32 protein-coding genes are annotated in these 25,874 nt (G+C 65.3%); 30 read left to right on the forward strand and 2 right to left on the reverse strand.

Features of this window, described 5'->3' with window-relative positions:
* Positions 1-6 precede the first annotated feature (6 nt).
* The 7 genes from CH285_RS18235 to CH285_RS18265 all read left to right on the forward strand — a co-directional run bounded on the left by CH285_RS18235 (position 7) and on the right by CH285_RS18265 (position 6,482).
* Positions 7-1,206 carry a lipase family protein gene (locus CH285_RS18235; protein ID WP_371828524.1) on the forward strand — a complete coding sequence of 400 codons (1,200 nt, stop codon included), beginning with the start codon at positions 7-9 and terminating at the stop codon, positions 1,204-1,206.
* 157 nt (positions 1,207-1,363) lie between these two features.
* Positions 1,364-1,903 carry a DUF3558 domain-containing protein gene (locus tag CH285_RS18240; protein WP_094660301.1) on the forward strand — a complete coding sequence of 180 codons (540 nt, stop codon included), beginning with the start codon at positions 1,364-1,366 and terminating at the stop codon, positions 1,901-1,903.
* A gap of 21 nt (positions 1,904-1,924) precedes the next feature.
* Positions 1,925-2,326: a hypothetical protein gene (locus CH285_RS18245; RefSeq protein ID WP_094643924.1), complete on the forward strand. Its 402-nt coding sequence runs from the start codon at positions 1,925-1,927 to the stop codon at positions 2,324-2,326.
* Positions 2,327-2,554: 228 nt separating this feature from the next.
* Positions 2,555-3,718, forward strand: a complete 1,164-nt coding sequence (locus CH285_RS18250; RefSeq protein WP_094644049.1) for a low temperature requirement protein A — start codon at positions 2,555-2,557, stop codon at positions 3,716-3,718.
* 12 nt (positions 3,719-3,730) lie between these two features.
* Entirely contained in the window at positions 3,731-4,486 is a 756-nt protein-coding gene (locus CH285_RS18255) for a phosphoglyceromutase (RefSeq protein WP_032365206.1), read from the forward strand.
* A gap of 137 nt (positions 4,487-4,623) precedes the next feature.
* The gene (locus tag CH285_RS18260) at positions 4,624-5,796 is read left to right on the forward strand and encodes a sensor histidine kinase (RefSeq protein ID WP_027498362.1); all 1,173 of its coding nucleotides are present in this window, start codon (positions 4,624-4,626) and stop codon (positions 5,794-5,796) included.
* The gene (locus CH285_RS18265) at positions 5,793-6,482 is read left to right on the forward strand and encodes a response regulator transcription factor (RefSeq protein ID WP_027498361.1); all 690 of its coding nucleotides are present in this window, start codon (positions 5,793-5,795) and stop codon (positions 6,480-6,482) included. The genes CH285_RS18260 and CH285_RS18265 overlap by 4 nt, the downstream gene beginning before the upstream one ends.
* 67 nt (positions 6,483-6,549) lie before the next feature.
* Here CH285_RS18265 and CH285_RS18270 read toward each other — a convergent pair whose 3' ends face one another.
* Positions 6,550-7,347 (reverse strand): hypothetical protein, encoded by a 798-nt coding sequence (locus CH285_RS18270; protein WP_032365207.1) that lies wholly within the window; start codon positions 7,345-7,347, stop codon positions 6,550-6,552.
* A 33-nt stretch (positions 7,348-7,380) separates the two neighbouring features.
* On the opposite strand from CH285_RS18270, the gene CH285_RS18275 reads away from it, so the two are divergent.
* From CH285_RS18275 to CH285_RS18320, 10 genes are all read left to right on the forward strand, one after another.
* Positions 7,381-8,334 (forward strand): Ppx/GppA phosphatase family protein, encoded by a 954-nt coding sequence (locus CH285_RS18275; protein WP_032365208.1) that lies wholly within the window; start codon positions 7,381-7,383, stop codon positions 8,332-8,334.
* Positions 8,331-9,590, forward strand: a complete 1,260-nt coding sequence (locus tag CH285_RS18280; protein WP_094643925.1) for a hypothetical protein — start codon at positions 8,331-8,333, stop codon at positions 9,588-9,590. The genes CH285_RS18275 and CH285_RS18280 overlap by 4 nt, the downstream gene beginning before the upstream one ends.
* Before the next feature lie 12 nt (positions 9,591-9,602).
* Positions 9,603-10,445, forward strand: coding sequence for a sugar phosphate isomerase/epimerase family protein (locus CH285_RS18285; protein ID WP_032365210.1), 843 nt, complete (start codon positions 9,603-9,605; stop codon positions 10,443-10,445).
* Between the two features lie 20 nt (positions 10,446-10,465).
* Positions 10,466-11,323, forward strand: a complete 858-nt coding sequence (locus CH285_RS18290; RefSeq protein ID WP_032369773.1) for a thioesterase family protein — start codon at positions 10,466-10,468, stop codon at positions 11,321-11,323.
* 18 nt (positions 11,324-11,341) lie between these two features.
* Positions 11,342-12,157 carry a pyrroline-5-carboxylate reductase gene (gene proC / locus CH285_RS18295; protein WP_027498355.1) on the forward strand — a complete coding sequence of 272 codons (816 nt, stop codon included), beginning with the start codon at positions 11,342-11,344 and terminating at the stop codon, positions 12,155-12,157.
* 127 nt (positions 12,158-12,284) lie between these two features.
* Positions 12,285-12,521: a helix-turn-helix domain-containing protein gene (locus tag CH285_RS18300; protein ID WP_008713658.1), complete on the forward strand. Its 237-nt coding sequence runs from the start codon at positions 12,285-12,287 to the stop codon at positions 12,519-12,521.
* Between the two features lie 231 nt (positions 12,522-12,752).
* The gene (locus tag CH285_RS18305; RefSeq protein WP_003402602.1) at positions 12,753-12,854 is read left to right on the forward strand and encodes a 30S ribosomal protein bS22; all 102 of its coding nucleotides are present in this window, start codon (positions 12,753-12,755) and stop codon (positions 12,852-12,854) included.
* 166 nt (positions 12,855-13,020) lie between these two features.
* The gene (locus CH285_RS18310; RefSeq protein WP_255032528.1) at positions 13,021-14,148 is read left to right on the forward strand and encodes an NAD-dependent epimerase/dehydratase family protein; all 1,128 of its coding nucleotides are present in this window, start codon (positions 13,021-13,023) and stop codon (positions 14,146-14,148) included.
* On the forward strand, positions 14,145-15,194 hold the full coding sequence (locus tag CH285_RS18315) for a lysophospholipid acyltransferase family protein (protein WP_027498354.1): 1,050 nt from the start codon (positions 14,145-14,147) through the stop codon (positions 15,192-15,194). The genes CH285_RS18310 and CH285_RS18315 overlap by 4 nt, the downstream gene beginning before the upstream one ends.
* 19 nt (positions 15,195-15,213) lie before the next feature.
* The gene (locus CH285_RS18320; protein ID WP_032365213.1) at positions 15,214-15,702 is read left to right on the forward strand and encodes a GNAT family N-acetyltransferase; all 489 of its coding nucleotides are present in this window, start codon (positions 15,214-15,216) and stop codon (positions 15,700-15,702) included.
* A gap of 18 nt (positions 15,703-15,720) precedes the next feature.
* Here the strand turns inward: CH285_RS18320 and CH285_RS18325 are convergent, their stop codons facing one another.
* Positions 15,721-16,656, reverse strand: a complete 936-nt coding sequence (locus CH285_RS18325; protein ID WP_045840673.1) for an HAD family hydrolase — start codon at positions 16,654-16,656, stop codon at positions 15,721-15,723.
* A gap of 204 nt (positions 16,657-16,860) precedes the next feature.
* Here CH285_RS18325 and CH285_RS18330 point away from each other — a divergent pair, with 204 nt between their 5' ends.
* From CH285_RS18330 to CH285_RS18390, 13 genes are all read left to right on the forward strand, one after another.
* Positions 16,861-17,142 carry a glutaredoxin family protein gene (locus CH285_RS18330; RefSeq protein ID WP_027498351.1) on the forward strand — a complete coding sequence of 94 codons (282 nt, stop codon included), beginning with the start codon at positions 16,861-16,863 and terminating at the stop codon, positions 17,140-17,142.
* A 155-nt stretch (positions 17,143-17,297) separates the two neighbouring features.
* Entirely contained in the window at positions 17,298-18,110 is an 813-nt protein-coding gene (locus tag CH285_RS18335; RefSeq protein WP_027498350.1) for a redox-sensing transcriptional repressor Rex, read from the forward strand.
* Positions 18,107-19,504: a glutamyl-tRNA reductase gene (locus tag CH285_RS18340; RefSeq protein ID WP_032365215.1), complete on the forward strand. Its 1,398-nt coding sequence runs from the start codon at positions 18,107-18,109 to the stop codon at positions 19,502-19,504. Before CH285_RS18335 ends, CH285_RS18340 begins: the two co-directional genes overlap by 4 nt.
* Positions 19,501-20,460 (forward strand): hydroxymethylbilane synthase, encoded by a 960-nt coding sequence (gene hemC / locus CH285_RS18345; protein ID WP_032390400.1) that lies wholly within the window; start codon positions 19,501-19,503, stop codon positions 20,458-20,460. The genes CH285_RS18340 and hemC overlap by 4 nt, the downstream gene beginning before the upstream one ends.
* 159 nt (positions 20,461-20,619) lie before the next feature.
* Positions 20,620-22,182, forward strand: coding sequence for a uroporphyrinogen-III synthase (locus tag CH285_RS18350; RefSeq protein WP_027498347.1), 1,563 nt, complete (start codon positions 20,620-20,622; stop codon positions 22,180-22,182).
* A 93-nt stretch (positions 22,183-22,275) separates the two neighbouring features.
* Positions 22,276-23,250: a porphobilinogen synthase gene (hemB, locus tag CH285_RS18355; protein WP_027498346.1), complete on the forward strand. Its 975-nt coding sequence runs from the start codon at positions 22,276-22,278 to the stop codon at positions 23,248-23,250.
* Entirely contained in the window at positions 23,247-23,885 is a 639-nt protein-coding gene (locus CH285_RS18360; RefSeq protein WP_230073313.1) for a hypothetical protein, read from the forward strand. The genes hemB and CH285_RS18360 overlap by 4 nt, the downstream gene beginning before the upstream one ends.
* Positions 23,886-23,966: 81 nt before the next feature.
* Positions 23,967-24,140, forward strand: a complete 174-nt coding sequence (locus CH285_RS28005) for a hypothetical protein (RefSeq protein WP_176458502.1) — start codon at positions 23,967-23,969, stop codon at positions 24,138-24,140.
* A gap of 35 nt (positions 24,141-24,175) precedes the next feature.
* Positions 24,176-24,616 carry a hypothetical protein gene (locus CH285_RS18370; protein ID WP_141214963.1) on the forward strand — a complete coding sequence of 147 codons (441 nt, stop codon included), beginning with the start codon at positions 24,176-24,178 and terminating at the stop codon, positions 24,614-24,616.
* Positions 24,606-25,094, forward strand: a complete 489-nt coding sequence (locus CH285_RS18375; protein ID WP_032369770.1) for a hypothetical protein — start codon at positions 24,606-24,608, stop codon at positions 25,092-25,094. The genes CH285_RS18370 and CH285_RS18375 overlap by 11 nt, the downstream gene beginning before the upstream one ends.
* Positions 25,091-25,342: a hypothetical protein gene (locus tag CH285_RS18380; protein WP_032369769.1), complete on the forward strand. Its 252-nt coding sequence runs from the start codon at positions 25,091-25,093 to the stop codon at positions 25,340-25,342. The genes CH285_RS18375 and CH285_RS18380 overlap by 4 nt, the downstream gene beginning before the upstream one ends.
* 16 nt (positions 25,343-25,358) lie before the next feature.
* Positions 25,359-25,640: a metal-sensitive transcriptional regulator gene (locus CH285_RS18385; protein ID WP_027498342.1), complete on the forward strand. Its 282-nt coding sequence runs from the start codon at positions 25,359-25,361 to the stop codon at positions 25,638-25,640.
* 21 nt (positions 25,641-25,661) lie between these two features.
* A complete protein-coding gene (locus tag CH285_RS18390) occupies positions 25,662-25,865 on the forward strand; it encodes a heavy-metal-associated domain-containing protein (protein ID WP_027498341.1) in 204 nt (67 codons plus the stop codon).
* Positions 25,866-25,874 lie beyond the last annotated feature (9 nt).

A 25,874-nucleotide genomic window follows, 5' to 3' on the forward strand; every position in this document is an offset into this window, starting at 1 on the left:
GCTGTGATCCGAAAGTTCTTTACCCTGGGGTCCATCCTGGTGGCACTCTGCGCGTCCCTGTTCGCAGTGGGCACAACAGCTTCGGCGGCTCCCGCGCCGACGGCCCCGGATCCGGACGTCTTCTACGCGGCACCGGCCGACATCGCCGATCACGCGCCGGGTGACATCCTGGCCAGCCGACGGGCCGACGCCTGGATGTACCCCAACACCGACATCTGGCAACTCAAGTATCGGTCCACCAACTCCGCAGGTGCACCCGTCGCCGCGGTGACGACCGTGCTGATGCCGCGAGGCAAGGGCGCGGGAACCCCACTGGTGTCCTATCAAGCCGTCATCAATGCTCTGGGCGTCAAATGTGCACCGTCACATGGTCTTTTCACATACGAGATCGGTGAAGCGCCGAGCCTGTACGTCGGTATGGTCGCCCGCGGGTGGGCGGTTGCGGTGCCGGATTACCTCGGCCCGACCGGAGCCTACGGAGCCGCGGAGTACGAAGGTCGTTTGACGCTCGACGGTGTGCGGGCCGTGCAGAACTTCGAGCAGTTGCCGCTGAAGGACAGTCCCGTTGCTTTGCTGGGTTACTCGGGAGGTGCACTGGCGACCTCGTGGGCCGGTGCCATGGCACCCACCTACGCGCCGGAGCTGAACATCGTGGCCAGCGTGCACGGTGGAACCCCGGCTGACCTGGGATTGATCGCACAGAACCTGGGTTACAGCGCGATTCCCCACCCCGCCTTCGGAATGGCACTCGCGGCATCACTGGGACTCGAACGTGAATACCCGACCGAATTCCCCGTCTCGGAGAACCTGAATGCAGCGGGCCTGGCCCTGCGAGATCGCGTGAGCAACGAATGCAGGCGCCCCATCATCATCGGCGGAGCGTTCAAGAGCGCAAGAGATCTGTCGAACGTCGACATCGCGTCCCTGCCCTCTGCGCAGGCGGTACTGAAGAAGAACAGTCTCGTCGACTACGACGGCGTCCCCACGGCCCCGGTGTACATCTGGCATGGAATCAACGACTTCATCACCCCCTACGCACCGGTGAAGGAGACGGTCGACCGCTACTGCGCAGCCGGGGCAACCGTGCAGTTCCGGGCGTATCCGCTCGCCGAGCACTTCAGCGGATCCATCGTCGGACTGCCCGAGGCCTACGCCTACGTGGACGCACGATTCCGAGGAGAGCCGGCACCGTCGAACTGCGGCTGATGCCCGCTCGGTGGTGACCTCACACCGCATTTGTCGACTGCGCGCCCTTGCTCCTGAGTGAGCGGGGCGCGCAGTCGGTAGTAGGTGTGTGAGGTTGCCGGGGAACCGAGTCGGGGCTCGCCGCGTCCAACCAGTTGTGAGAGCAATAGGGCGCTGGGTGACGGGTGTGGTCGGACTGATGATGCTGGTCGCCGGATGTGGTGAGTCGACGCCGAGTGCCCCGAATGCTGCGTTGCCGACGTCGACCAGCGTTGCGCCGATCGCCACCGAGCCCTGGGATCCATGCACCATCCCGGACAATGCCGTCGAGGCCGCGGGATTGGATGTGGAAAGTAAGGAACCGGCCCTCCGTGGAGGAAACTCCGCGACATCCGAGTGGAAGGTGTGCAGTTGGAAGAACCCTGACCCCGGATCTTGGTTCTACGTCGGGGTGTTCTCTTCATTTCACGATCTCGGGTATTTGAAGCAGAACGAACGCTTTCAGGAATTCGGCGACGAGGTCGACGGTGGAGTGGAGTTCCGGAGGGCCGGCCAGGCGGTCGAGGTCAATTGTGGCATTGCGAATGAGGTCGACGGAGGAATCGTGTACTTCATTCTTGACGGACGCGGTTCTCGGGCCCCGCTGGGCGACCCGTGCGTCGAACTCGACCGAGTCGCCAACGCGCTTCACGAGTTTCTGCCACCCCGCACGAACTAGACCGAATTCAGGAGATTCACTGTGGCTACTGGCTCCGAACACCTGTGGAATGCCGTGGAGAGGTGGCGTGAGCTGTCCGATCAGGCGGAGGCAGGAGTCCTTGAAATACCCGACGAAGTCGCGTCTCGTTGCGACACGGTGTGCGCAAGTTACTTGGACCACCTGGATGACATGTTGACCAAGACCGCTTATCTCGTCGATCTCGACGCATTCGGAACGCTTCCTTCAGCTCGACAGCTGGGTCGCAAGTTCAAGCGACTGGCCGATGGTGAGGAACGGTCGGCGGCTGTTGCGATCAGGCAACATATCGAGGTCGTCGAATTGATGCGCTCGGTGTTTCGTCGCTATTTCGTCGACACCGAAGAGGTTGATCAGAGCGTGGGAGCTCGGGTCGGCGAGATCGGGGCGGCGCTGGGGGAGTAGTCGCGCAACCTCACACCCTTTCTCCGGACCTCGCACCCCCGCTATGCGGGGAACCCCGGCGCGCGGTCGTCACAAAGGGTGGGAGGTTCCGTGAATCGCCAACGCCATACCGTCGACCCTGCCCGAAATGTCCGTAAAGGCAACTACGGCAACGCAATCACGACAACATTCGCGAATCGGATGCCATACTCTGCCTTCGTGAATCTTTCCACGGCCCGGCTGGTACAGATGCTTCCGCGCGATCCGAACGAACCGCATCGCGCGGCGAGTCCACTCGAATTGTTCTTCGACCTCGTGTTCGTCGTGGCCGTCAGTATCGCGGCGGTGCAACTACATCACGCGCTCACCGAGAACCACGTCGCCGACGGTCTGCTCAGCTACGCCCTCGTGTTCTTCGCGATCTGGTGGGCGTGGATGAACTTCACGTGGTTCGCCACCTCCTTCGATACCGACGACTGGCTCTATCGAACGCTGACCGTCGTACAGATGGCCGGCGTGCTGGTGCTCGCCGCCGGAGTCGAATCAGCGTTCGTGGACAAGGACTTTGCGGTCGTCGTGTTCGGCTACGTCGTGATGCGCGTGGCGATGGTGACGCAATGGGTTCGAGCGTCTCGGACCGGTGACTACAAGAAGACCGCACTGACATACGCGACAGGCATTGCGGGCGTTCAAGTTCTGTGGATTCTCTGGCTGGTGCTGTTCGACGGCACAGCCGCCATCGTCTTGTTCTTCGTCCTGGCAGCCGCGGAAATGGCGGTTCCACTGATCGCCGAACGCAGCGGGTCGACGCCATGGCACCCGCACCACATCACCGAACGCTACGGGCTGTTCACGCTGATACTGCTCGGCGAGAGTCTGCTCGCATCGGCCAACGCCATCATCGAAGCGCTGCACGACGAGACGGCTCTGGCACCGTTGATCTCGATTTCCGTCCTCACCCTCGTCGTCACCGCGAGTCTGTGGTGGATCTACTTCTGGCCGCCGCATCACCGGGCCATCGGAAAGTTCGGCAACTCGCTGATCTACGGCTACACGCACTACTTCATCTTCGCGGCGGCGGGCGCGTTCTCGGCCGGCATCGAGGTCGAGATCGACGTGCTCACCGAACACAGCAAGCTCGGCGACGTCGCCGCGTCGTTCACCGTCACGGTTCCGATTGCGATATTCGTCCTCGGAGTGTGGCTGATCGCCATCCGCGCCCACGCGGATCGCGTCGTCAACATCGCAGTTCCGGTCGGTGCCGTGCTCGTGTTGTTCGACCCGATCATTCCCATCCCGATCACCCTCACCGCGGTCGTCATGATCGTCGTCGTAGGCGTGCTCGTCGCACGCGGGCCACGACCCCCAGCGATAGGTCGTTCCGCAGGCTCCACTCCCCAGCGTCCCGCATGAGAAACTGACCACATGAGTATCGGAACCCTGATTCTGCTTCGTCACGGCGAGAGCGAATGGAACGCGTCCAACCAGTTCACCGGCTGGGTCGACGTGCGACTGACCGAGAAGGGCGAGGCCGAGGGCAAGCGCGCCGGCCAGCTCCTCGCCGAGGCGGGCGTCCTGCCCGACCTGCTGTACACCTCGCTGCTGCGCCGCGCGATCAGCACCGCGAACCTCGCGCTCGACGCGGCCGAGCGGCACTGGATCCCCGTCGTGCGCGATTGGCGTCTGAATGAGCGGCACTACGGCGCACTGCAGGGCTTGAACAAGGCCGAGACCAAGGACAAGTACGGCAACGAGCAGTTCATGCTGTGGCGTCGTAGCTACGACACCCCGCCGCCCGCCATCGAGGTCGGCAGCGAGTTCAGCCAGGATGCCGATCCCCGCTACGCCGACCTGGACAGCGTTCCGCTGACCGAATGCCTCGCCGACGTCGTCGAACGGCTCATCCCGTACTTCGAGGAGACGATCGTCGCCGATCTGAAGGCCGGCAAGAACGTGCTCGTCGCCGCACACGGCAACTCGCTGCGTGCACTCGTGAAGTACCTCGACGAGATCTCCGACGCGGACATCGCCGAACTGAACATCCCCACCGGCATCCCACTGCAGTACGACCTCACCGAGGTCGACGGCAAGCTGAAGCCGACCAATCCGGGTGGCACCTACCTGGATCCGGAAGCAGCGGCTGCGGGTGCGGCTGCCGTGGCAAACCAGGGCGGTAAGTAACTCCGCCACGCACAAACCGGCAGTTTGTCGAAACTGCAGGTGAACGAACGAAGAACACTGCCGACGAGGGCTATGACGACCAGGGAAATGCCTGCACCCTGCGTATGTGAGCCGTCCATCGAACGTACGATTCCGGTGTGAGTGTTGCATCGGCCGTACTACTGGCAATTGCCGCGGCCTTCGTGGGATACCTCGTCGGCGGTGTTCTGATCCCGTACCTCAACACTCGACACTCGGAGCGCCGCCGCGCCACCTCCGGATTGACGATGTCGCAGGTACTGGACCTGATCGTGCTGGCGTCGGAGAGCGGTATCGCCGTCGTCGATCAATTTCACGACGTCGTGTTGTCGAATCCTCGGGCCGAGGAGCTCGGACTGGTGCGTAACCGTTCCATCGACGAGCGGGCGTGGGCCGCGGCGACGAAAGTGCTGTCCGACGGCAATCCCGTCGAAGTCGATCTCAGTGCCAAGGCCCCCCGGCCCGGCCGCGACAAGATCGCCGTTCGGTGCGTCGCGAGACTGCTCAGCAAAGAGGACCGACGGTTCGTCGTTCTCTTCGCCGACGACGATTCCGAGCAGGTACGGATGGAGGCCACGCGTCGTGACTTCGTGGCCAACGTCAGTCACGAACTCAAGACACCGGTCGGTGCCATGAGCCTGCTGGCCGAGGCGCTGCTCGAATCCGCCGACGATCCCGACTCCGTCCGGCACTTCGGCGGCAAGGTCGTCGCCGAATCCAAGCGCCTGGGCAACATGGTGACCGAGCTGATCGCACTGTCGCGTCTGCAGGGGGCCGAGAAACTGCCCGACCTGGAAGTGGTGGACGTGGACACCGTCGTCAACGAGGCGATGGACCGGTCCAAACTCGCTGCCGAGAACGCGGGCATCTCCGTCACCACCGACCACCCGAGCGGGCTCGAAGTACTCGGCGACCAGGCGCTACTGGTGACGGCGCTCGCCAATCTCATCCAGAACGCGATCGCGTACTCCTCCGACGGTTCGCCCGTTTCGGTCAGTAGGGCATTGCGCGGCTCGAACGTCGCGTTCGCCGTCACCGACCGAGGAATCGGTATCGCCAAGGCGGACCAGGAACGCGTCTTCGAGAGATTCTTCCGCGTCGACAAAGCTCGGTCGCGGGCCACCGGCGGGACAGGCCTCGGCCTTGCCATCGCCAAACACGTCGCAGCCAACCACAACGGCAGCATCTCGCTGTGGAGCAAGCTGGGCACCGGATCCACCTTCACCCTCCAGATCCCCGCGTACTTCGAAGAAGAAGACGACGCCGCGGTTACAGAAAGAGAGAATCAGTGACCAACGTTCTGATCGTGGAAGACGAAGAGTCGTTGGCCGATCCACTGGCCTTCCTGCTCCGCAAAGAGGGGTTCGAGGCCACCGTCGTCGGCGACGGACCGTCGGCTCTGGCCGAATTCGATCGTGCCGGCGCGGACATCGTGCTGCTCGACCTGATGCTTCCCGGAATGAGCGGCACCGACGTGTGCAAGCAATTGCGTTCGCGCTCAGGCGTTCCGGTGATCATGGTGACCGCGCGCGACAGTGAGATCGACAAGGTCGTCGGGCTCGAACTCGGTGCCGACGACTACGTCACCAAGCCGTATTCGGCCCGTGAGCTGATCGCTCGTATCCGCGCCGTACTGCGCCGCGGCAGTGACGCCGAGGTCGATGGCGGCACCGACACCGGAGTGCTCGAGGCCGGGCCGGTGCGGATGGACGTCGAACGCCACGTGGTGATGGTCGGATCCGATCAGATCACGTTGCCGCTCAAAGAGTTCGACCTACTCGAATACCTGCTGCGCAACTCCGGCCGGGTCTTGACCAGGGGTCAGTTGATCGACCGAGTGTGGGGTGCGGACTACGTGGGCGACACGAAGACTCTCGACGTGCACGTCAAACGACTGCGGTCGAAAATCGAGACCGACCCGGCCAAGCCGGAGCATCTCGTCACCGTGCGCGGTCTGGGCTACAAGCTCGAGGGGTAGAGCCTGCGGCATGTGAGTGGAAAAGCGTAGTGGGCTACGAGTTTCCACTCACGTGCGGCGCCAGCCGCTACCGGCGCTGGGCCTCACGAGTAGCCGGATGTACGGCGATCAGACCCAGGCCACGGCGACGCTTGCACAGGGACGCCAATTCCTCGTACGCGGCCTTGCCGAGCAACTCGGTCAATTCCGGCTTGTACGACTCGAACACCTGCTTGGCTCCGACGTGCGCGTCGGGTGAGCCGGAGCAGTACCAGTGCAGATCGAGTCCGCCTTCGCCCCAACCGCGTCGGTCGTACTCGCCGATGGTGGTCTTGAGAATCTCGGAGCCGTCGGGACGCGTCACCCAATCCTGGGTGCGCCTGATGGGCAACTGCCAACACACGTCGGGCTTGACCTCGAGCGGCTCGATGCCTTTGCGCAGCGCCATCGAATGCAATGCGCACCCGATGCCACCCTCGAACCCGGGTCGGTTCTGGAAGATGCACGCACCCTTGTACCGCCGCGTGCGCAGAGATTGCTCGTCGTCGAGATCGTCGTATTCGACGTATCCCTTCTTGCCCAGACCCTTGTCCATCAGCTGCCAGTCCTGCGGCGTGAGCAACTTCACCGACTCGTCGAGCTTGCGTTTGTCGTCCTCGTCGGACAGGAACGCGCCGTGCGAACAGCATCCGTCGTCGGGGCGACCCTCGACGGTGCCCTGGCAGGCGGGGGTACCGAACACGCAGGTCCAGTTGGACAACAGCCACGTCAGATCGGCGGCAATGACATGTTCGGAGTTGTCGGGGTCGGGAAACTCGACCCATTCTCGCGGGAAATCCAACTCGACCTCTGCAGCGAACGACTGCTGCTCACGACCTGCTGTCACAAACGACGACGGTAGACCCAGTACCGTGGGGTTGTGCGATTAGGGGTGCTCGACGTCGGTAGCAACACGGTGCATCTGCTCGTAGTGGACGCACACCGTGGCGCACACCCGACGCCGATGAGCTCGAGCAAGGCGACGTTGCGCCTGTCGGAGAACACCGACGCGTTCGGCAACATCACTCCTGCGGGTGCCGATCGGCTCGTCGACGAGGTGCGTGAGTTCGCCGCCATCGCCGCTCGGTCGGGTTGTAGTGAACTGATGGCGTTCGCCACCTCCGCGGTGCGCGACGCCTACAACTCCGACGACGTTCTCGCGCGGGTTCTCGCCGAGACCGGAGTGGCCCTGGAAACCCTGTCGGGCGTGGACGAGGCCAGATTGACGTTCCTGGCCGTGCGCCGCTGGTACGGCTGGAGCGCCGGGCGCATCCTCGGACTCGACATCGGCGGCGGATCGCTGGAACTGACCAGCGGCAGCGACGAGAATCCCGACGTGGCGTTCTCCCTGCAGCTCGGTGCCGGCCGCCTCACCCGGGACTGGCTCGACGAGGATCCTCCGGGAAAGCGTCGTATCGCCGTGCTTCGTGACTGGTTGGATGCCGAACTCGCGACACCGGCCAAAGAACTGTTGGCTGCGGGGGATGCGGACCGTGCTGTGGGAACGTCGAAGACATTTCGTTCGTTGGCTCGCTTGACCGGTGCTGCGCCTTCCGCGGCCGGTCCGCGGGTGACGAGAACGCTGACGGCGAGCGGTCTGAGGCAACTCATCGCGTTCATATCGCGGATGACGGCCGCCGACCGTGCAGAATTGGAAGGCATCAGTGCCGACAGGTCACCACAACTGGTGGCCGGGGCGCTGGTCGCGGAGGCGAGCATGCGGGCACTGTCGGTGGAATCACTCGAGATCTGTCCGTGGGCGCTGAGGGAAGGTTTGATTTTGAGGAAGCTGGACACCGAAGCCGACGGCGATCTGGTGGGGAGTTCACGATGAGCGACGCCAACCCGGAAGACACCGGGCAGATCTCGGTCGCCGAGCTGTTGGCCAGAAACGGCCAGAAGACCAACCTGACGGCAGGAGGGCGACGCCGGCGAGGCGTCAAGGGCGGCATCTCCGTGGCCGAACTGACCGGGGAGATTCCCGTCGTTCGTGACGAACCCGGGGACCGCAGCGCACCCGTCGTCGACGAGCCGCGGGACGAAGCTCCCGATACCGCTGCGAACGAGACCACGAGCAGCGCATCCGACGGCGACACGACCACGTCGTCCAGGCCGCAACCGGCCCGGCCCCAGAGCGCACGCCCGACCCCGCACCAACCGGCAGGCAAGCGCGACAAGCAGCAGCCCGAACCGGAACTGCTGTCGGGCTCCACGACCGTCGCCGGAGACCTGCTCAATCGATCTCACGACGACACCGCGCGCGGGTTGCGGCCCGCTGCTCCTGCCGCGCAAGGATCGGAGCGACGCCCGTACGGGTCGACCCAGGCCGAGCAGGGACGGGCCCGTCGATCGGCGGGATTCCAGCCGCCGCGTTCGACCGAATCCGCCGAACCCAAGACCGACGTGACCTCGCGTGCGCCGCTCGTGGAGAGCCCACATGCCGCTCTCGTCGAGGTGGACGACCTGGCGAAGACCGCGGTCACCCCGCGCATCACGCGCGCTAACGAGGTCGACGACAAGAAGACCGCCGACAAGAAGACCGCTGACAAGAAGACCGCTGACAAGAAGACCGCTGACAAGAAGATCGCTGACGAGAAGGCCACTGATGGATCGGCCGACGAGGCCGGCACTCAGGTCATACCCGAGGTAGTCGACCTCACGAAGCCGACCACCGACGACGACCCTGCCGACTCGACGACCGCCGACCCGAAGACCGCCGACACCCCGAGTACCGGGTCGCGTGCCGATCGTCGCAAGTCGGCGAGTAAGGATCAGGCGAGCAAAGACACGGCGAGCAAGGACAAGTCCCCGGTCAAGGGCAAGGGCGGCGCGGTTCGGCAGTGGCTGGTGCTCATCGGGCAGGCCGTCGTGTCGATCGTCGTCGGTGCGCTGCTGTTCAAGGGCTTCGAGCAGCTGTGGGACGTGCTGCCATGGGTGGCACTGGTGCTGTCGGTGCTGGTCATCGTCGGTCTCGTCGCCGTGGTGAGGATTCTCCGGCGTACCGACGATTTGGTCTCGATCGTCATTGCCATCGCCGTCGGTGTGTTCGTCACGCTCGGTCCGTTGGCCTTCCAGCTCAGTACCGGTTGAGTTTCGACAACGATGGCGGCGAAGCGAATCAAGGTCGGATTGTCCACGGCCTCGGTGTACCCGCAGAACACCGAGGCAGCGTTTCGCTATGCCGCCGATCTGGGTTACGACGGCGTCGAACTGATGGTGTGGGCCGAATCGATCAGTCAGAACGTCGATGCGGTGGCTGCGCTGTCACGTGAGTACTCGATACCGGTGCAGGCCATCCATGCGCCGTGTCTGCTGATCTCACAGCGGGTGTGGGGATCGGATCCGATCGTCAAACTGGCCCGGTCGGTCGAAGTGGCCGAGAAGTTGGGTTCGGCGACCGTCGTCGTGCATCCGCCGTTCCGCTGGCAGCGCAAGTACAGCGATGGATTCGCCGATCAGGTGGCGGAACTGGAATCGAACTCCCACGTCGTGGTCGCAGTGGAGAACATGTTCCCGATGCGTGCCGACAGATTCTTCGGGCGCAAGGAGAAATCCGCCCAGCGGCTGGAACGACGCGGAGGCCCGGGAGCGGCGCTGTCGGCGTTCTCGCCGTCGTACGACCCGACCGATGTCGGTCACGGCCACTACACACTCGACCTCTCGCACACCGCGACGGCGGGCTCCGACGCACTCGAGATGCTCGACCGGATGGGCGACGGGATAGCGCACCTGCATCTGGCCGACGGACGCGGCGCGTCCGTGGACGAGCATCTGATCCCGGGGCACGGCAGCCAGCCCTGCGCCCAGGTCTGCACCGAACTGGTGCGGCGTGGATTCGACGGCCAAGCCGTCATCGAGATCAACACTCAGAATGCGCGCACGGTGCCCGAGCGTTCGTCGATGCTGGACCAGGCGCTGCAGTTCGCCCGCGCACACCTGTCCTGACTGCCGGTAAGTTGTCCGGAATGAGTTCCACCAGCCCGTTCCGGGCCGCAACCACACTGGTCCCACTCGACGTCTCCGCAGACACGGCGTCCTTCGCCGGTGCGATCGATTCCACCTGGACCATCGGCCCCAAAGTGCACGGCGGGGCGATGCTCGCCATCTGCGCGGCCGCGGCGCGTCAGCAGATCGTGCTGATCGACCCGGCCCAGGTCGAGATCCAGCCGTTGGCCGTCAGCGTCAGTTATCTGGCCGCGCCCGATCCCGGCGAAGTGGCGCTCACGACGATCGTGCGCAAGCGCGGCAGGCAGGTCTCGCACGTCGACGTCGAGCTGACTCAGGCCGGACGTGTCGCAGTGCGGGCGGTGGTCACCCTCGGTCGGCCCGACTCGGAGGAACCGAACCACGAAACCCCGTTGTCGCTGACGTCGATGGCCGCGGAGCCTCCTGCGGACACCCTCGCGGTGGCAGGCGATCACCCCATGGCGTCGATCGTGCACGTGGCCAAGGGCTGCGAGATGCGGATCGAACCGTCGTCGGCATCGTTTCTCACCGGTCAGCAGGGTGAGGCCGAAATTCGACTGTGGGTGCGCCCCTTCGCGGGCGACGAAGCAGACGCCGACACGTCGGTGCTCTTCGCGTTGATGGCAGGCGACATCTCGGCCCCGGTGACGATGAACCGCGGAATGTTCGGTTGGGCACCGACGGTCCAGCTGACGACATATCTGCGTCGCCGCCCGGCTCCGGGGTGGCTGCGAGTGGCAGCGACCAGCTCCGTCATCGGCAGCACCTGGTTCGAGGAGGACCACCTGATACTCGACTCGACCGGTGCCGTGGTGGTGCAGAGCCGACAGTTGGCGATGGTGCCGCGCTCGAACTGACATGGCAGGCTTGGCCGTATGACGAGAATTGCAGTGATCGGTGGCGGACGGATCGGCGAGGCATTGATTGCGGGACTCCTCGAGGCCGGTCACGCCGTGCGCGACCTCGTGGTCGCCGAGAAGTCCGAGCCGCGCGCCAAAGAGATCGCGAAGGACTTCGGAGTACTGACCGCCAGTGTCGCCGACGCGGCCGAGGGAGCCGACGTCATCGTGCTGGCGGTCAAGCCGGCCGACGTCGAAGGCGCACTGAATCAGATCACCAAGATCGAGCTCGACGGTGACCGCGAACAACTCATCGTCTCGCTCGCCGCAGGCGTGCCCACCGCCAAGTTCGAGCCCAAGCTCCCCGCCGGATTCCCGGTCGTACGGGTCATGCCCAACACCCCCATGCTGGTAGGGGAGGGCGTCAGTGTGCTGGCCCCGGGGAAGTACGCCCGCGCCGAGCACCTCGAGCTCGTGCGCTCCATCCTCTCGGCCGTCGGCAAGGTCGTCGTCGTCAAGGAACATCAGCTCGACGCGGTGACGGCCGTGTCCGGGTCCGGTCCGGCCTATTTCTTCCTGGTCGCCGAGGCCATGATCGACGCGGGAGTGGGCCTGGGATTGAGCCGGGATGTCGCGTCTGCACTCGTCGCACAGACGATGGTGGGGTCGGGAGCGATGCTGGATCGCTCGGACGAGTCCGCCAGCGAGCTTCGGTACGCCGTGACCTCCCCGGGCGGAACGACCGCCGCGGCGGTGCGCGAATTGGAGCGAAACGGCCTCCGAGCTGCGTTTTTCGATGCTCTCGGTGCAGCCAACGCCCGATCGATTGAGATGGGCATCACAGCAGAATAAAAAATCTTTTCCCCACACCCGTCGCAGTAACCCCATCTGTCCCTATAGGCTCGGGGGCAGCACGTGCGTGTCTGTTCGGCAGGAGGGGAAGCCTGCCGCATGAGACGTGCCGGAGGTAAGTGGATTGATGGCGTCTATAAACAAGCCGTCCAAGGGTTCGTCCCCGGACGGTCAACCGGCTCTGGCCGGAACACAGTTCCTCACTGTCGCCGAGGTGGCGACTCTGATGAGAGTTTCGAAAATGACCGTGTACCGACTGGTGCACGGCGGAGAGCTGCCCGCAGTACGGGTGGGTCGATCTTTTCGTGTGCACGCCAAGGCGGTACACGACTATCTCGAGACCTCGTATTTCGACGCAGGCTAGTGCACGTAGCTAGGTCGTAAGACCGGGCCGGTTTCGTAAGTCACGGCTCACACCGGTAGGATTGGCGTTCGTCGTGCCAGCCAGCCGGTGTGCAGCCGTGGGCGAGTACGTGGCCCCAGCGCCAGCTCGGTGACCAAGGTTGTTGGCTCGAAGCCTTCGGGCTTGGTTGTCAGGTAGGCGTACGCAAACGGCGTGCGCGAAAACGCTAGAGAAGAACGTGAGGACACCCGCATGGGTTCAGTGATCAAGAAGCGTCGCAAGCGCATGTCGAAGAAGAAGCACCGCAAGCTGCTTCGTCGTACCCGCGTGCAGCGCAGGAAACTCGGCAAATAAGCCTGCCGTCATCTGCTTCACGGCCGAGCCCGTCACCATCGGTGGCGGGCTCTGCTCGTTCGAAGGCGAGTTGCATCTTTCCTTCCAGGCCTCCTTTCCTTTCAGGCCTCGCGGAAACCTGTCGATCCAGTAGGCTCGGCACGGGAGCCGAAGTTGGGGAGGCGCAGTGAGTCCGAGCGATCGTGGTGTTGCCGCGCCCCGAGTGGTGCTCGTGACCGGTGCCAGTCGATTCCTCGGCGGATACCTCGTCACCCGCCTCGCTCAGAACCCTCGCATCGAACGTGTCATCGCTGTCGACGAGAAATCTCCGAGCAAAGATCTGCTGCGACGTATGGGTCGCGCGGAATTCGTTCGTGCCGATATTCGAAACCCGTTGATCGGCAAGGTGATTCGTAACGCCGGCGTCGATACCGTCGTGCATGCGGCCACGGTCGCCAAGCCTCCGAAATCCGGCGGCCGCGCGACGATGAAAGACCTCAACGTCATCGGAGCCATGCAGCTGTTCGCGGTGTGCCAGAAGTCGCCGACCGTGGAGAAGGTGGTCCTGCGGTCGTCGTCCTCGGTATACGGATGCAGCGCCAAGGATCCGGTGAAATTCACCGAGGAGATGAGTGCCCGACGCCCACCGAGCGGCGCGTACGCCAAGGACACCATCGACATCGAGGGCTACATTCGCGGACTCGGTCGTCGTCGCCCGGACATCGCGGTATCGATCCTGCGTATGGCCCCACTGATCGGCCCGCGGCTCAACGGCACCATCTCGCGGTACATGACGTCACCGCTGATCCCGAGCATCGTCGGACGCGACGCGCGCATGCAGCTGTTGCACGAGGAAGACGCCCTTGCGGCCCTCGAACGCGCGACCATCGGCGGGCCTGCAGGCACGTTCAACATCGGTGCCGACGGCACCATCATGCTCTCGCAGGCCATTCGACGTGCCGGTCGAGTGCAGGTTCCGGTGCCGTTTCCACTGTTCAGGAGCGTGGGGCGGGCACTCATGGGCGGAATGATGCGCGAATTCACCACCGAGCAACTCGATTACTTCCATTTCGGTTGCGGGCTGGACACCACACGGATGCGGTCCGTCCTCGGGTTCGAGCCTCGGTGGACCACAGTCCAGGCGTTCGACGACTTCGTCCGGGGCGCAGCGCTGCGGCCGGTCGTCCGAACCGAATGGGTCGACGCGATCGAGAATCGGCTGCTCGGGGCCGTCGACACGGGGGCGTCCGCGGCGCGCGTACTGGCCGCGCTCGGCAGTGCCGACACGGCGCGAGAATCCGGAGCGGACAGGTGAGCGACGTGGCCAAAGTCATTCCCTTGCACGGCGGCGCGTCCGCCCGGTCCGCCCGCGCAGCGCAGGGTTCACGCGAGCGGCACCCATCGGCCTACGCCGATCCACGTGAGCCGACGCCGCTGGTGGACCCGACCCCCGCCGCTTCTGCGGCCACGATCGCCGCAGAAGCGGCACCCGTGCTGTCGATGATCGACGACACCAAGACCGCGATCGTCGACCAGATCTCCTCGGTCGCCGAGTTCGTGCGTCGACGCCTGGCCGGCGACTACAGCGTCGACGAGTTCGGCTACGACCCGCACTTCGCCGATGCCGTGTGGCTGCCGCTGCTGCGTCCGCTGTTCGACAAATGGTTCCGCGTCGAGGTCAAGGGCATCGAGAACATCCCCGCCGAGGGAGGTGCGCTCGTCGTGGCCAACCACGCCGGAGTCGTACCGGTCGATGCGCTGATGACGTCGGTTGCCGTGCGCGATCATCACCCTGCCCACCGGCCGTTGCGAATGTTGGCTGCCGACATGGCATTCGAGATGCCCGGCGTCGGCACGATCGCCCGCAAGGCCGGGCATACGCTGGCGTGCAATCCCGACGCGGAGCGGCTGCTGCGCACCGGGGAAGTTGCCGCCGTGTTCCCGGAGGGCTTCAAGGGGATCGGCAAACCGTTCAGCGAGCGGTACAAGTTGCAGCGGTTCGGCCGCGGCGGCTTCGTCTCGGCTGCACTGCGAACGGGTGCGCCGATCATTCCGTGCTCCATCGTCGGGTCCGAGGAGATCTACCCGAAGATCGGCGACATCGCCCCGCTGGCACGACTGATGGGGATGCCGTACTTCCCGGTGACACCGTTCTTCCCGCACCTCGGGCCGCTGGGCCTGATTCCGTTGCCGTCGAAGTGGTACATCGAGTTCGGCAAGCCCATCCACACCGACTCCTACGACGCCACCGCGTTCGAGGATCCGATGGTGCTCTTCGAGCTGACCGACCACGTGCGCGAAACCATTCAGCACACGCTGTACCGACTGCTTGCCAAGAGACGCAACGTGTTTCTCGGATAGCTCGGGTTATCCTCTGCCAGTGCATATTCGCGACACCACGGTAGAAGACCTCCCCGACATTCTCGACATCCACAACGATGCGGTCGCCAACACCACCGCCATCTGGGACGAGGAACAGGTGGACCTCGCCGATCGCACAGCGTGGTTCGAGGGACGGATCGCTGCCGGGTACCCGGTACTCACCGCGGAGGTCGACGGCCGGGTCGCCGGCTACGCGTCGTACGGCCAGTGGCGAGTCAAGAGCGGCTACCGGCACTCGGTGGAACATTCGGTGTACATCCACCGCGACTTCTATCGCCGCGGCCTGGCCAGTGCCTTGCTGAGCGAATTGATCGACCGCGCCCGAGGCGGCGACATCCACGTGTTGGTGGGGTTCATCGAATCCGAGAACACCACGTCCATCGCACTGCACGAGAAGTTCGGATTCGTTCGCGTCGGACAGATGCCGGAGGTGGGGGTCAAGTTCGGGCGCTGGCTGGACCTGACCCTGATGCAACTGACGCTCTGACCCGACGGGCGAGCGAGGTCAGGCCTTGCGGCGACCGATCACCGCGGCGAGACCGCCGCCCACCGCGCCCAGGGCCAGCGCAGTGGGAACGCCGATCTTGGCGGCCTTACGTCCGGTGCGATAGTCGCGAATCTCCCAGCCGCGGTTCTTCGCCAGCTCACGCAGGTCCGGATCGGGGTTGATCGCGACCGCGGTACCGACGAGCGAGAGCATCGGCACGTCGTTGTGGCTGTCCGAATACGCGGTGCACCGCTTGAGGTTGAGGCCTTCTCGTACGGCCAACGACCGCACCGCATGAGCTTTGCCGATGCCGTGCAGGATGTCGCCGACGAGACGGCCGGTGAACACCCCGTCCTTACTCTCGGCGACAGTTCCCAGCGCGCCCGTCAGGCCCAGCCGCTTGGCGATGATCTGCGCCAGTTCGAGGGGAGTGGCGGTGACCAGCCACACCTGCTGACCTGCGTCGAGGTGCATCTGGGCGAGGGCACGGGTGCCCGCCCAGATCTTGTCGGCGATCATCTCGTCGTAGATTTCCTCGCCGAGCCGGCTCAGTTCGGCAGTGGGACGACCGGTGATGAACGAGAGCGCCTTCTCGCGGCCACTGGCCACGTCCTCGCTGTTCTCCTTGCCGCTGACCCTGAATTTGACTTGCTGCCAAGCGAATTGGGCCACGTCGCCCGTGGTGAAGTACTTTCGGGCGGCGAGTCCGCGCGCGAAGTGGATGATCGACGCGCCCTGGACCATGGTGTTGTCCACGTCGAAGAAGGCGGCTGCGGTCAGATCGCGGGGAACCGCTCCCTCGGACTCGACCTGCAGGGCGAGAGCGGCATCGGCGCTCGCTTCACCCGCGACGTTGGCGCGGACCTCCGCATCGGACGGGCCGAACGGATTGCGAATCCGGCGAATACGCCGCTTGCGCTGCTTGTCCCCGTCCGGATCGTTCGTGTCGACCATGTCGACATCGGGCGTGTCCTCGATCGGCAGGTCTGTGCCCCCGTCAGTCACCACGTCCACCTCCCTCGCCAGTACGTCACTCGCAGCCTAATGCGTGCGTCCGACACGAGCGTCGCACGACGGCACCTACCGACGATGAACAGTTCCCGACGCACCGCACAGCTGTGACCTTCGTCTCTGTTACCGGCATGTCAGAGTGGACGGATGGAAACGACTCCGTCCGGCGTGGCACTTCTCACCCGCGCAGGCTGCCATTCCTGCACCCACGCGTCCGCGGTGCTCCACGAGGTGTGCGCCGAATTCGGCGTCGCCGTGACGGTCATCGACGTGGACGAGGCCGCAGCCGAATCGCCTGACCTGCGCGCGGAGTACGGCGACCGAGTGCCCGTGGTGCTACTCGACGGTGTCGAGCACAGTTACTGGGAGGTCGACGTGCCCCGATTGCGGGCCGATCTGGGCCGGGCAGGGCACCCTAAGAACGTGTGATTGCTCTCCGTGTGCAGGTGAGGGCCGGTATGCGCAACTTTGTTCATTCGTTCACAAGCAGTTACCGTGGTGTGAACAGCATTCGTGAAATAGACACGAACGCAGGATCAGCGTGAAGACCGGCATCGACGCCGTTCGGACGAGGAGCCCCAGACGTGACCGAAGAGCGCCCGTCGCCCAGCGGCGTAGAGCGGGTCATCCCTCAGGCTACGGTCACTCGTCTGGCGACATACCTGCGGGTCCTCTCGATCCTTGCAGACGAAGGCGTTCTCATCGTCTCGAGTGAAGAGCTTGCCACCGCAGCAGGCGTCGGATCTGCGAAGTTGCGCAAAGATCTCTCGTTCCTCGGACCCAACGGTGTGCGCGGAGTCGGTTACGACGTCGCGCGCCTGCGCGCCAAGATCGACAGTGCTCTCGGGCTCGACCGTGGTCACCGCGTCGTACTGGCCGGTGTGGGCAACCTCGGTCAGGCTCTCGCCGGATACGGCGGCTTCGCACGTCGCGGGTTCACCATGGTCGGCCTGTTCGACAACGACCCCGCGCGAGTCGGCACCGAGGTCGAGGGACTCACCGTTCGGCATATCGACGAGCTCGAAGACGCCTGCCGCGAACTCGAGGCGACCATCGGTGTCATCGCCACTCCCGACGAGGCCGTCCACCAGGTGGCGGGCCGGTTCGTTTCGGGCGGAGTCGAGTGCATCCTGAGCTTCTCGCCGATGGTGCTCGACGTCCCCGACCACGTCGAGGTACGCCGAGTCGACCTGGCCGTCGAGATGCAGGTTCTGTCCTTCAACAGCTCCCGCAACGTGTCCGGGCCGACGATCGTGACGGCCCCGGTGCCGACGCCCGTGTCGGCGTCGCCACTGCCTTCCACCTCGCGTCTGGGCCGCAGTCACGGTCCGCGCATCGCCGGTAATCCAAGCCCAGTCAACAGTTCGACAAGAAACGGATCGGTGATTGCACCGTGAGTGTCCTTCTCGTCGGGATATCGCACCGTAGCGCTCCCGTCGCAGTCCTCGAGCGTGTCGCCATCACGGACACCGATCGCCCGAAACTGACCGACAAACTGATGGCCAGCGGAAACATCTCCGAGGTCATGGTGGTCTCCACGTGCAACCGCGTCGAGATCTACGCGGTCGTCGACGCGTTCCACGGCGCATTGACCGCCGTCGGCGAAGTTCTCGGTGAGCACTCCGGCCTCGAGATCGCCGACCTGACCAAGCACGCCTACGTTCGGTACAGCGAGGCCGCGGTCGAGCACCTGTTCGCCGTGGCCAGTGGCCTGGACTCGATGGTCATCGGAGAGCAGCAGATCCTCGGCCAGATTCGATCGGCCTACGCCGCCTCGGACGGTCAGCAGGCATCGGGCCGCGTCATGCACGAACTCGCGCAGCAGGCTCTGCGAGTCGGCAAGCGCGTGCACAGCGAAACCGGCATCGACGCCGCCGGAGCCTCGGTGGTGTCCGTCGCTCTCGACCGCGCCGCAGACGTGTTCGGCGGCTCGCTCCGCGGCCGCACCGCGGTGGTCCTCGGCGCAGGAGCGATGGGCGGACTCGCCGTCGCACACCTGGGCCGCGCCGGAATCGACTCGCTGACCGTCGTCAACCGCACCCGCGAACGAGCCGACCACCTGGCCGAGAACGCCGTCTCGAACGGAATCACCGCCTCCTCGGTCGCGCTCGAGAACCTGGCCGACGCAGTGGCCGCCGCCGACATCCTCGTCACCTGTACCGGTGCGGTGGGGGCCGTCGTCTCCATCGCCGACGCCCACCTCGCACTCGCCCGCCGCGACGCAGACCGGCCGCTCGTGATCTGCGACCTGGGACTGCCGCGCGACGTCGACCCGGCCGTCTCCGGTCTGCCGGGCATCACCGTCTTCGACATGGAATCCCTGCAGCGCGACCCCGCTGCCGGAGCTGCCGCGAACGACGCGTCGGCCGCACGCGAGATCGTTTCCAACGAACTCTCGGGTTACCTTGCGGGACAACGACTTGCCGAGGTCACCCCCACCGTCACAGCGCTGCGCCAGCGCGCCGCCGAGGTGGTCGAGGGGGAACTGCTGCGGCTCGAGTCGCGGCTGCCCGGGCTCGACTCCCCGCAGCGTGACGAAGTGGCCCGCACCGTGCGCCGCGTCGTCGACAAGTTGCTGCATTCACCGACGGTGCGCGTCAAGCAGCTCGCCAGCACACCCGGCGGAGATTCCTATGCTGCGGCGCTGCGCGAATTGTTCGAGCTCAGCCCCGGTTCGGTCGAGGCCGTGGCGACTCCCATGGAAATCGGCTCCCTGGAGTTGGTCGACGACTTCACGGCGAGCCGTACCGATCTTCGCCCCGGAACCACCGCCGAGGGGGATCAGGAATGACCGGCGTCGTCAAGATCGGTACTCGCGGAAGCCTTCTCGCGACCACTCAGGCCGATACGGTTCGGGTGGCTCTCGCAGCGGCGGGAGTCGAAGCCGAACTGGTGATCGTCAAGACCGCAGGCGACCTGTCGGCAGCACCGGTGCAGACCATCGGCGTCGGAGTGTTCACCGCGGCGTTGCGTGAGGCCCTGGCCGACGGCACCGTCGACATAGCAGTGCACTCGTACAAGGATCTGCCGACCGCCGCCGACGAGCGCTTCACCATCGCTGCCATTCCGGAGCGTGAAGATCCCCGAGATGCACTGGTGGCCCGCGACGGGCTCGTGCTCGGTGAGCTGCCGGCCGACGCGAAGGTGGGTACCTCCGCGCCCCGCCGTATTGCTCAATTGCGTGCTCTCGGACAGGGATTGGACGTTCGACCCCTGCGCGGCAACCTCGATACCCGCATCGGCAAGGTGGCCTCGGGTGAGCTCGACGCCGTCATCGTCGCGCGGGCGGGACTGGCCCGTATCGGCAGGTTGGACGTCGTCACCGAAGCGCTGGATCCGGTGCAGCTGCTGCCGGCACCCGCACAGGGGGCACTGGCCGTCGAATGTCGCAGTGGCGACACCGATCTCGCCGCCTCCATCGCCACACTGGACGATGCACATTCGCGGGCCGCAGTGGCCGCCGAACGCGGACTGCTCGCCGAACTCGAAGCCGGCTGCACCGCGCCGGTGGGTGCCATCGCCGAGGTCGTCGAGTCCATCGACGAAGACGGCCGCATCTTCGACGAGTTGTCGCTGCGCGGCTGCGTCGCGGCCATCGACGGCAGCGACACCATTCGCGCTTCGATCGTCGGGTCACCCGGCCGGGCCGAGGAACTGGGCCGCGAACTGGCCCGCGAACTACTCGATCTCGGTGCACGCGAACTCGTTTCGGTCACCGAACCAGCACAGGGCGGATCTCATGTCTAGGGCAATAACGGCACCCGTTCGCGGACGCGCCAAACGCGCGGCGACCCGTCCCGTAGTGCGAAGAGAGTCGATCGCCACTGCCCGGCTGATTCCCAAACGGGGCACCGCAACCCCGATAGAACTGCAGTACCCATACAAGACAGCACTGGAGAACAACCGATGAGCCCAGTCCGCAAGAACACCAACGGACGGATCCTGTTCGTGGGATCCGGGCCCGGTGACCCGGCTCTGCTCACGGTCCGGGCACGGGAAGTGCTCGGAGCGGCCGAGCTCGCTTTCACCGATCCCGACGTCGACAAGGGTGTCACCGCTCTCGTCGGTGCCGACGTCCCTCGCGATGCCGAGACGGGTGAGAACGGGGTCGAGGTGCGCCCGGCACTGGGCGAGCCCGCCGAGGTCGCCAAAACCCTTCTCGCCGAAGCCAAGAACGGCCACGATGTGGTGCGTCTGGTCTCGGGAGATCCGCTGACCACCGACTCGGTGATCGCCGAGGTCAGTGCCGTGGCCCGCACTCACGTGCCGTTCGAGGTGCTGCCCGGTCTGCCTTCGGGCTCCGCGGTACCCAGTTACGCAGGCATGGCACTCGGCTCCGGCCACACCGAAGCGGACGTTCGCGGCGAGGTCGACTGGGCTGCACTCGCGGCTGCTCCCGGCCCGCTGGTGTTGCACGCCACGGCGGGGCACCTGGCCGAAACCGCCAGTGCCCTCGTCGAACACGGCCTGGCACCGCAGACACCTGCAGCCATCACCGTGCGCGGCACCACCCGTCAGCAGCGCACCGTCGAGGCCACACTGGCCACCCTCAACGACGCGGGATCCGAGCTCGTCGGATCTCTGGTGGTCACCGTCGGCAAGGTCGTCTCCGGACGAAACAAGATGTCCTGGTGGGAGTCTCGCGCACTGTATGGCTGGACCGTGCTGGTGCCGCGCACCAAGGACCAGGCCGGCGAGATGAGCGATCGCCTCGTCACCCACGGGGCCATCCCCATCGAAGTTCCGACCATCGCCGTCGAGCCCCCGCGCAGCCCTGCTCAGATGGAACGGTCCGTCAAGGGCTTGGTCGACGGCCGCTACCAGTGGGTCGTGTTCACCTCGACCAACGCCGTTCGCGCGGTGTGGGAGAAGTTCGAGGAATTCGGCCTGGACGCGCGTGCGTTCTCCGGCGTCAAGATCGCCTGTGTCGGTGAGGCAACCGCGGCCAAGGTCCGCTCGTTCGGCATCAATCCCGAACTCGTTCCGTCGGGGGAGCAGAGCTCGCTCGGACTGCTCGAGGACTTCCCGCCGTACGACGAGGTCTTCGACCCGGTCAATCGAGTTCTGTTGCCGCGCGCCGACATTGCTACCGAGACGCTCGCCGAAGGGCTGCGCGAACGCGGCTGGGAGATCGACGACGTCACGGCCTACCGCACCGTCCGGGCAGCGCCGCCCCCCGCCGAGACCCGCGAGATGATCAAGACCGGTGGATTCGACGCGGTGTGCTTCACCTCGAGCTCCACCGTGCGGAACCTGGTCGGCATCGCAGGTAAGCCGCATGCTCGCACGCTCGTCGCGTGCATCGGCCCGAAGACTGCCGAGACGGCCGTCGAGTTCGGTCTGCGCGTGGACGTGCAGCCGGAGTCGGCTCAGGTCGGACCGCTGGTCGAGGCGCTGGCAGAACACGCGGCTCGGCTGCGGGCCGAGGGTGCACTGCCGCCACCGCGCAAGAAGTCACGCAGGCGGTAAGAAGTCACGCAGGCGCTGAATGCGCCTCGTGCGCGTTGTGCGTAGCTCCGGCCACACACAACGCGCACGACGAACCAAGTGAGGCAGGTTCGCTTGTTCCCCACCGACCGTCCCCGACGCCTTCGCCGCACTCCGGCACTGCGCCGCCTCGTGGCCGAAACGTCGCTGCAGCCACGGCATCTGGTGTTGCCGATGTTCGTCGCCGACGGCATCTCCGAGCCCCGCGCGATCAGCTCGATGCCCGGAGTGTTCCAGCACACGCTGGACTCGCTGAGCAGGGCCGCCGAGGAAGCAGTCGCAGCCGGTGTCGGCGGCGTGATGTTGTTCGGTGTCCCCAAGGTCGAGGACAAGGACGAGAACGGTTCGGGGGCAACGGATCCCGACGGAATCCTCAACCGGGGCCTGGCCCGTCTCAAAGCCGATCTCGGTGACTCGACGGTCATCATGGCCGACACCTGCCTCGACGAGTTCACCTCGCACGGCCACTGCGGTGTGCTGAGCGAGAACGGCTCGATCGACAACGACGCGACGTTGCTGCGGTACGTCGACATGGCCGTCGCGCAGGCGGAATCCGGAGCGCACCTGCTCGGGCCGAGCGGCATGATGGACGGCCAGGTCGGTGCCATTCGTGCTGGACTCGATGCGGCCGGTCACGTCGAGGTGGGGCAGCTGGCGTATTCGGCCAAGTACGCGTCTGCGTTCTACGGACCGTTTCGTGAAGCGGTCGGCTCGTCGCTGCAGGGTGACCGTCGGACGTATCAGCAGGACGCGGCCAACCGCCGTGAGGCGACCCACGAGGTCGAGCTCGATCTTGCCGAGGGTGCCGACATGGTGATGGTCAAGCCGGCGATGTCGTATCTGGACATTCTCCGCGACGTGGCCGAGATGTCACCGGTTCCGGTTGCGGCGTACCAGATTTCGGGGGAGTATGCCATGATCACCGCCGCTGCCCAGAACGGGTGGATCGACCGGGATGCCGCCGTCCTCGAATCGCTCGTCGGCATCAGGCGCGCCGGTGCAGATGTCGTACTGACCTACTGGGCAACCGAAGTGGCGGGCTGGCTGTGAACGATTTTCCTCCGAGCAACAACGCGGACGGTAGCAATCCTGACAGCAACGTGCCGAACAATCCTCCGTTGCAACCGGACTGGCAGCGCTGGGAGCTAGAACACGGCTTCCCTCAGTCCGGTCCCGAGCTCGAGCCGTCCGCTCGCCCGGCACCGGTGGATGTGGAGACCGCCCGGCACCTGTGGTGGGGAGTTGCACTGATCGGTGCGATCTCGGCGCTGTACTCGGTGTGGACGCTGTTCGGCGCACGCGCGGAATTCGCGCAGTCTCTGCTCGACGACCTCGCAGCACAGGGTGCGGCGGCGGACATGACCGTCGAATCCACGCAGTCCATGGTGACGGTGATGCTCGTCGTGACGCTGTTCGTCGTCGTGGGATTCGGTGCCCTGTTCCTGTTCTGGGTGAAGCGGATGCGTGCCGGCAAGATGTGGGCGCGCATGCTGCTGACCGTCATCGGCTCGATCACCGTGTTCACGACGATTCTCGACCTGTTCGCGATCGCATCGAGTACCGGTGCGATGAACATCGTCATGAGCGTGCTGAGCATCGGCCAAGGTGTGCTTGCTGCGGGTGCGATCTACCTGATGCACCGCAAGGAATCCAACGAGTACTTCCTGTCCTCGCGGAAGCGCTGATTTCGAGCGTGTTCCGCGCGCTGAGCCCGCCGGTGTGACTACCATCACTTTCGATAAACGTATCGAGTGATCGGATCGAACATGGCAGAGAACATTCCGGTGCCGCCCAGTCGTGCCCTCCCCGAGTCGATCGCGGCGGCCGAGAGCAACGCGTGTCCCGCCGAGTACGGCAGGCCCGGGTGGGCATTGCTCGGTCTGCTGCTCGCCGTGTCGGCGGCCATCGCCATCATGGCGCTGGGAATCTCTGCCGGCTGAACTCCGTGCCACCGCGCGGTGGCAGTATGTCGAGCGTGAGTGCTGACATTGACGAATCGATGGTTCGTCCCCGGGTGGTCTCCACCGCGTACTGGTTGTGGTTGGCGTCGGCAGTGATGCTGATCGTCGTCTGCATGATCGCGCTCACGCTGCCCGTCGACCAGATCCGCGCGTCGTTCACCGACGGCGGTGCGAGCGACGAACAGATCGACTCCTTTCTGACCGTGTTCCGAGGTCTCGGTGTCATCTTCGGCGTGGTCGGCCTGGCAGTGGGGCTGATGTCGGGCCCCGTCCGAGGTGGCGACCGACGGTTCCGACGGGCGTTGGTGGCGCTGTCCGGGGCCACCGCGCTGCTCTTGACCTTCGCCGCGCTCGTCTTCCCGTTCGTGTTGCTGATCATCACGGTCGCACTGGTCGTTGCATCGGTGCTGGTGTATCGACCGTCGGCGCGAGAGTGGTTCGTCCGTGAGCAATGATCCCGGCGGCACCGATCCCGTTCTGTTCCACGAGCCCGGTGGTCGTTGGCGCGCCCTGCTGTGGGGCCCCGCGTTCTGTCTGGTGGTGCTCGCGGTCGAGCTGGCGTCGGGACCGGTGATCCACTGGTTCGCCCTGGCGCTGTTCTCGCTGATTCTCGTCGGACTGACCTACGTACAGCTCCGCGCGGCCCGCATGCATGTCAGCGTCGAGCTGACCACTCGGCAGCTGCGGCAGGGGACCGAAACCGTCGACGTCGCCGAGATCACGGAGATCTTCCCGCCTGCCGAGTACGAGGACGGCGAATACGAGCCGAAGAAGTGGGAAACCGCACGCGTTCTCGGTGAGCTCTCGGGGGTGCCGCGCAAACGGCACGGCATCGGGCTGCGACTGGTCGGTGGCGGTCTGGTGCAAGCGTGGGCGAAGGACGACGACGGTCTACGCGCCGCACTCGAGACGGCGAAGCAGGAGTACGTGTGAGGAAGTCCGTCGGCTGGGTGGAACTGGTCCTCGCAGCGGTCGCGGTGATCTGCGCGATGGTGTGCTGGAAGGCAGGCGTACGCACCACCGAATTCGCCGCCGTTCCCGACGTGTCTCCGGCGTACACGGGCACGTACTACTCGGGGTCGTGGATTGCGGTCGCCGCCCTGGCGGTGATCGTCGGGGGACTGGTTGCCATCGATGGCGTCCGTCGACTGCTGACGGACGAACCTCCCCATACCGGGTAGGGGTATGATCGACGGCATGAGCAGCTACAGCGCCGAACAGGACGACCTGCTGAAAAGACTGCGTCGCATCGAGGGGCAGGTGGCCGGCATTTCACGCATGGTCGCCGACGACCGGTACTGCATCGATGTTCTCACCCAGGTATCCGCGGTGACGAAGGCGTTGCAGTCCGTCTCGCTGAAGCTGCTCGACGCCCACCTCGCCGGGTGCGTCGTCGACGCCGCGCGGCAGGGCGGACCCGAAGCAGACGCGAAAGTCAAAGAGGCGTCCGAGGCCATTGCGCGTCTCGTACGTTCCTGACCAGGCACAGGAGGCAACAAAGTGCAGACGACCTACTCCGTCGAAGGTATGACGTGCGCGCATTGCGCAGCGTCGGTGAAAGAAGAAGTGTCCGAGGTTCCGGGCGTCACGGGCGTCGATGTGGACGTCGACACCGGAGCCGTCGTGATCAGCAGCGACGCGGAACTCGACGCTGCTGCCGTCGACGCCGCGATCGAAGAAGCCGGCTACCGAATCGCGTCCTGACTGCGTCGG

The sequence above is a fragment of the Rhodococcus sp. 05-2256-B1 genome (assembly GCF_002258465.1).
GTDB classification, from domain to species: domain Bacteria; phylum Actinomycetota; class Actinomycetes; order Mycobacteriales; family Mycobacteriaceae; genus Rhodococcoides; species Rhodococcoides fascians.

Bases quoted from the DNA above. Each gene is read 5' to 3' on its own strand.
- CH285_RS18285 (WP_032365210.1), top strand. From the start codon at position 9,603: ATGGCGGCGAAGCGAATCAAGGTCGGATTGTCCACGGCCTCGGTGTAC.
- CH285_RS18350 (WP_027498347.1), top strand. From the start codon at position 20,620: ATGAGCCCAGTCCGCAAGAACACCAACGGACGGATCCTGTTCGTGGGA.
- CH285_RS18385 (WP_027498342.1), top strand. From the start codon at position 25,359: ATGAGCAGCTACAGCGCCGAACAGGACGACCTGCTGAAAAGACTGCGT.
- CH285_RS28005 (WP_176458502.1), top strand. From the start codon at position 23,967: ATGGCAGAGAACATTCCGGTGCCGCCCAGTCGTGCCCTCCCCGAGTCG.
- hemC (WP_032390400.1), top strand. From the start codon at position 19,501: ATGACCGGCGTCGTCAAGATCGGTACTCGCGGAAGCCTTCTCGCGACC.
- CH285_RS18290 (WP_032369773.1), top strand. From the start codon at position 10,466: ATGAGTTCCACCAGCCCGTTCCGGGCCGCAACCACACTGGTCCCACTC.
- CH285_RS18300 (WP_008713658.1), top strand. From the start codon at position 12,285: ATGGCGTCTATAAACAAGCCGTCCAAGGGTTCGTCCCCGGACGGTCAA.
- CH285_RS18330 (WP_027498351.1), top strand. From the start codon at position 16,861: ATGGAAACGACTCCGTCCGGCGTGGCACTTCTCACCCGCGCAGGCTGC.
- CH285_RS18255 (WP_032365206.1), top strand. From the start codon at position 3,731: ATGAGTATCGGAACCCTGATTCTGCTTCGTCACGGCGAGAGCGAATGG.
- proC (WP_027498355.1), top strand. From the start codon at position 11,342: ATGACGAGAATTGCAGTGATCGGTGGCGGACGGATCGGCGAGGCATTG.
- CH285_RS18280 (WP_094643925.1), top strand. From the start codon at position 8,331: ATGAGCGACGCCAACCCGGAAGACACCGGGCAGATCTCGGTCGCCGAG.
- CH285_RS18250 (WP_094644049.1), top strand. From the start codon at position 2,555: ATGCTTCCGCGCGATCCGAACGAACCGCATCGCGCGGCGAGTCCACTC.
- CH285_RS18305 (WP_003402602.1), top strand. From the start codon at position 12,753: ATGGGTTCAGTGATCAAGAAGCGTCGCAAGCGCATGTCGAAGAAGAAG.
- CH285_RS18325 (WP_045840673.1), bottom strand. From the start codon at position 16,656: ATGGTCGACACGAACGATCCGGACGGGGACAAGCAGCGCAAGCGGCGT.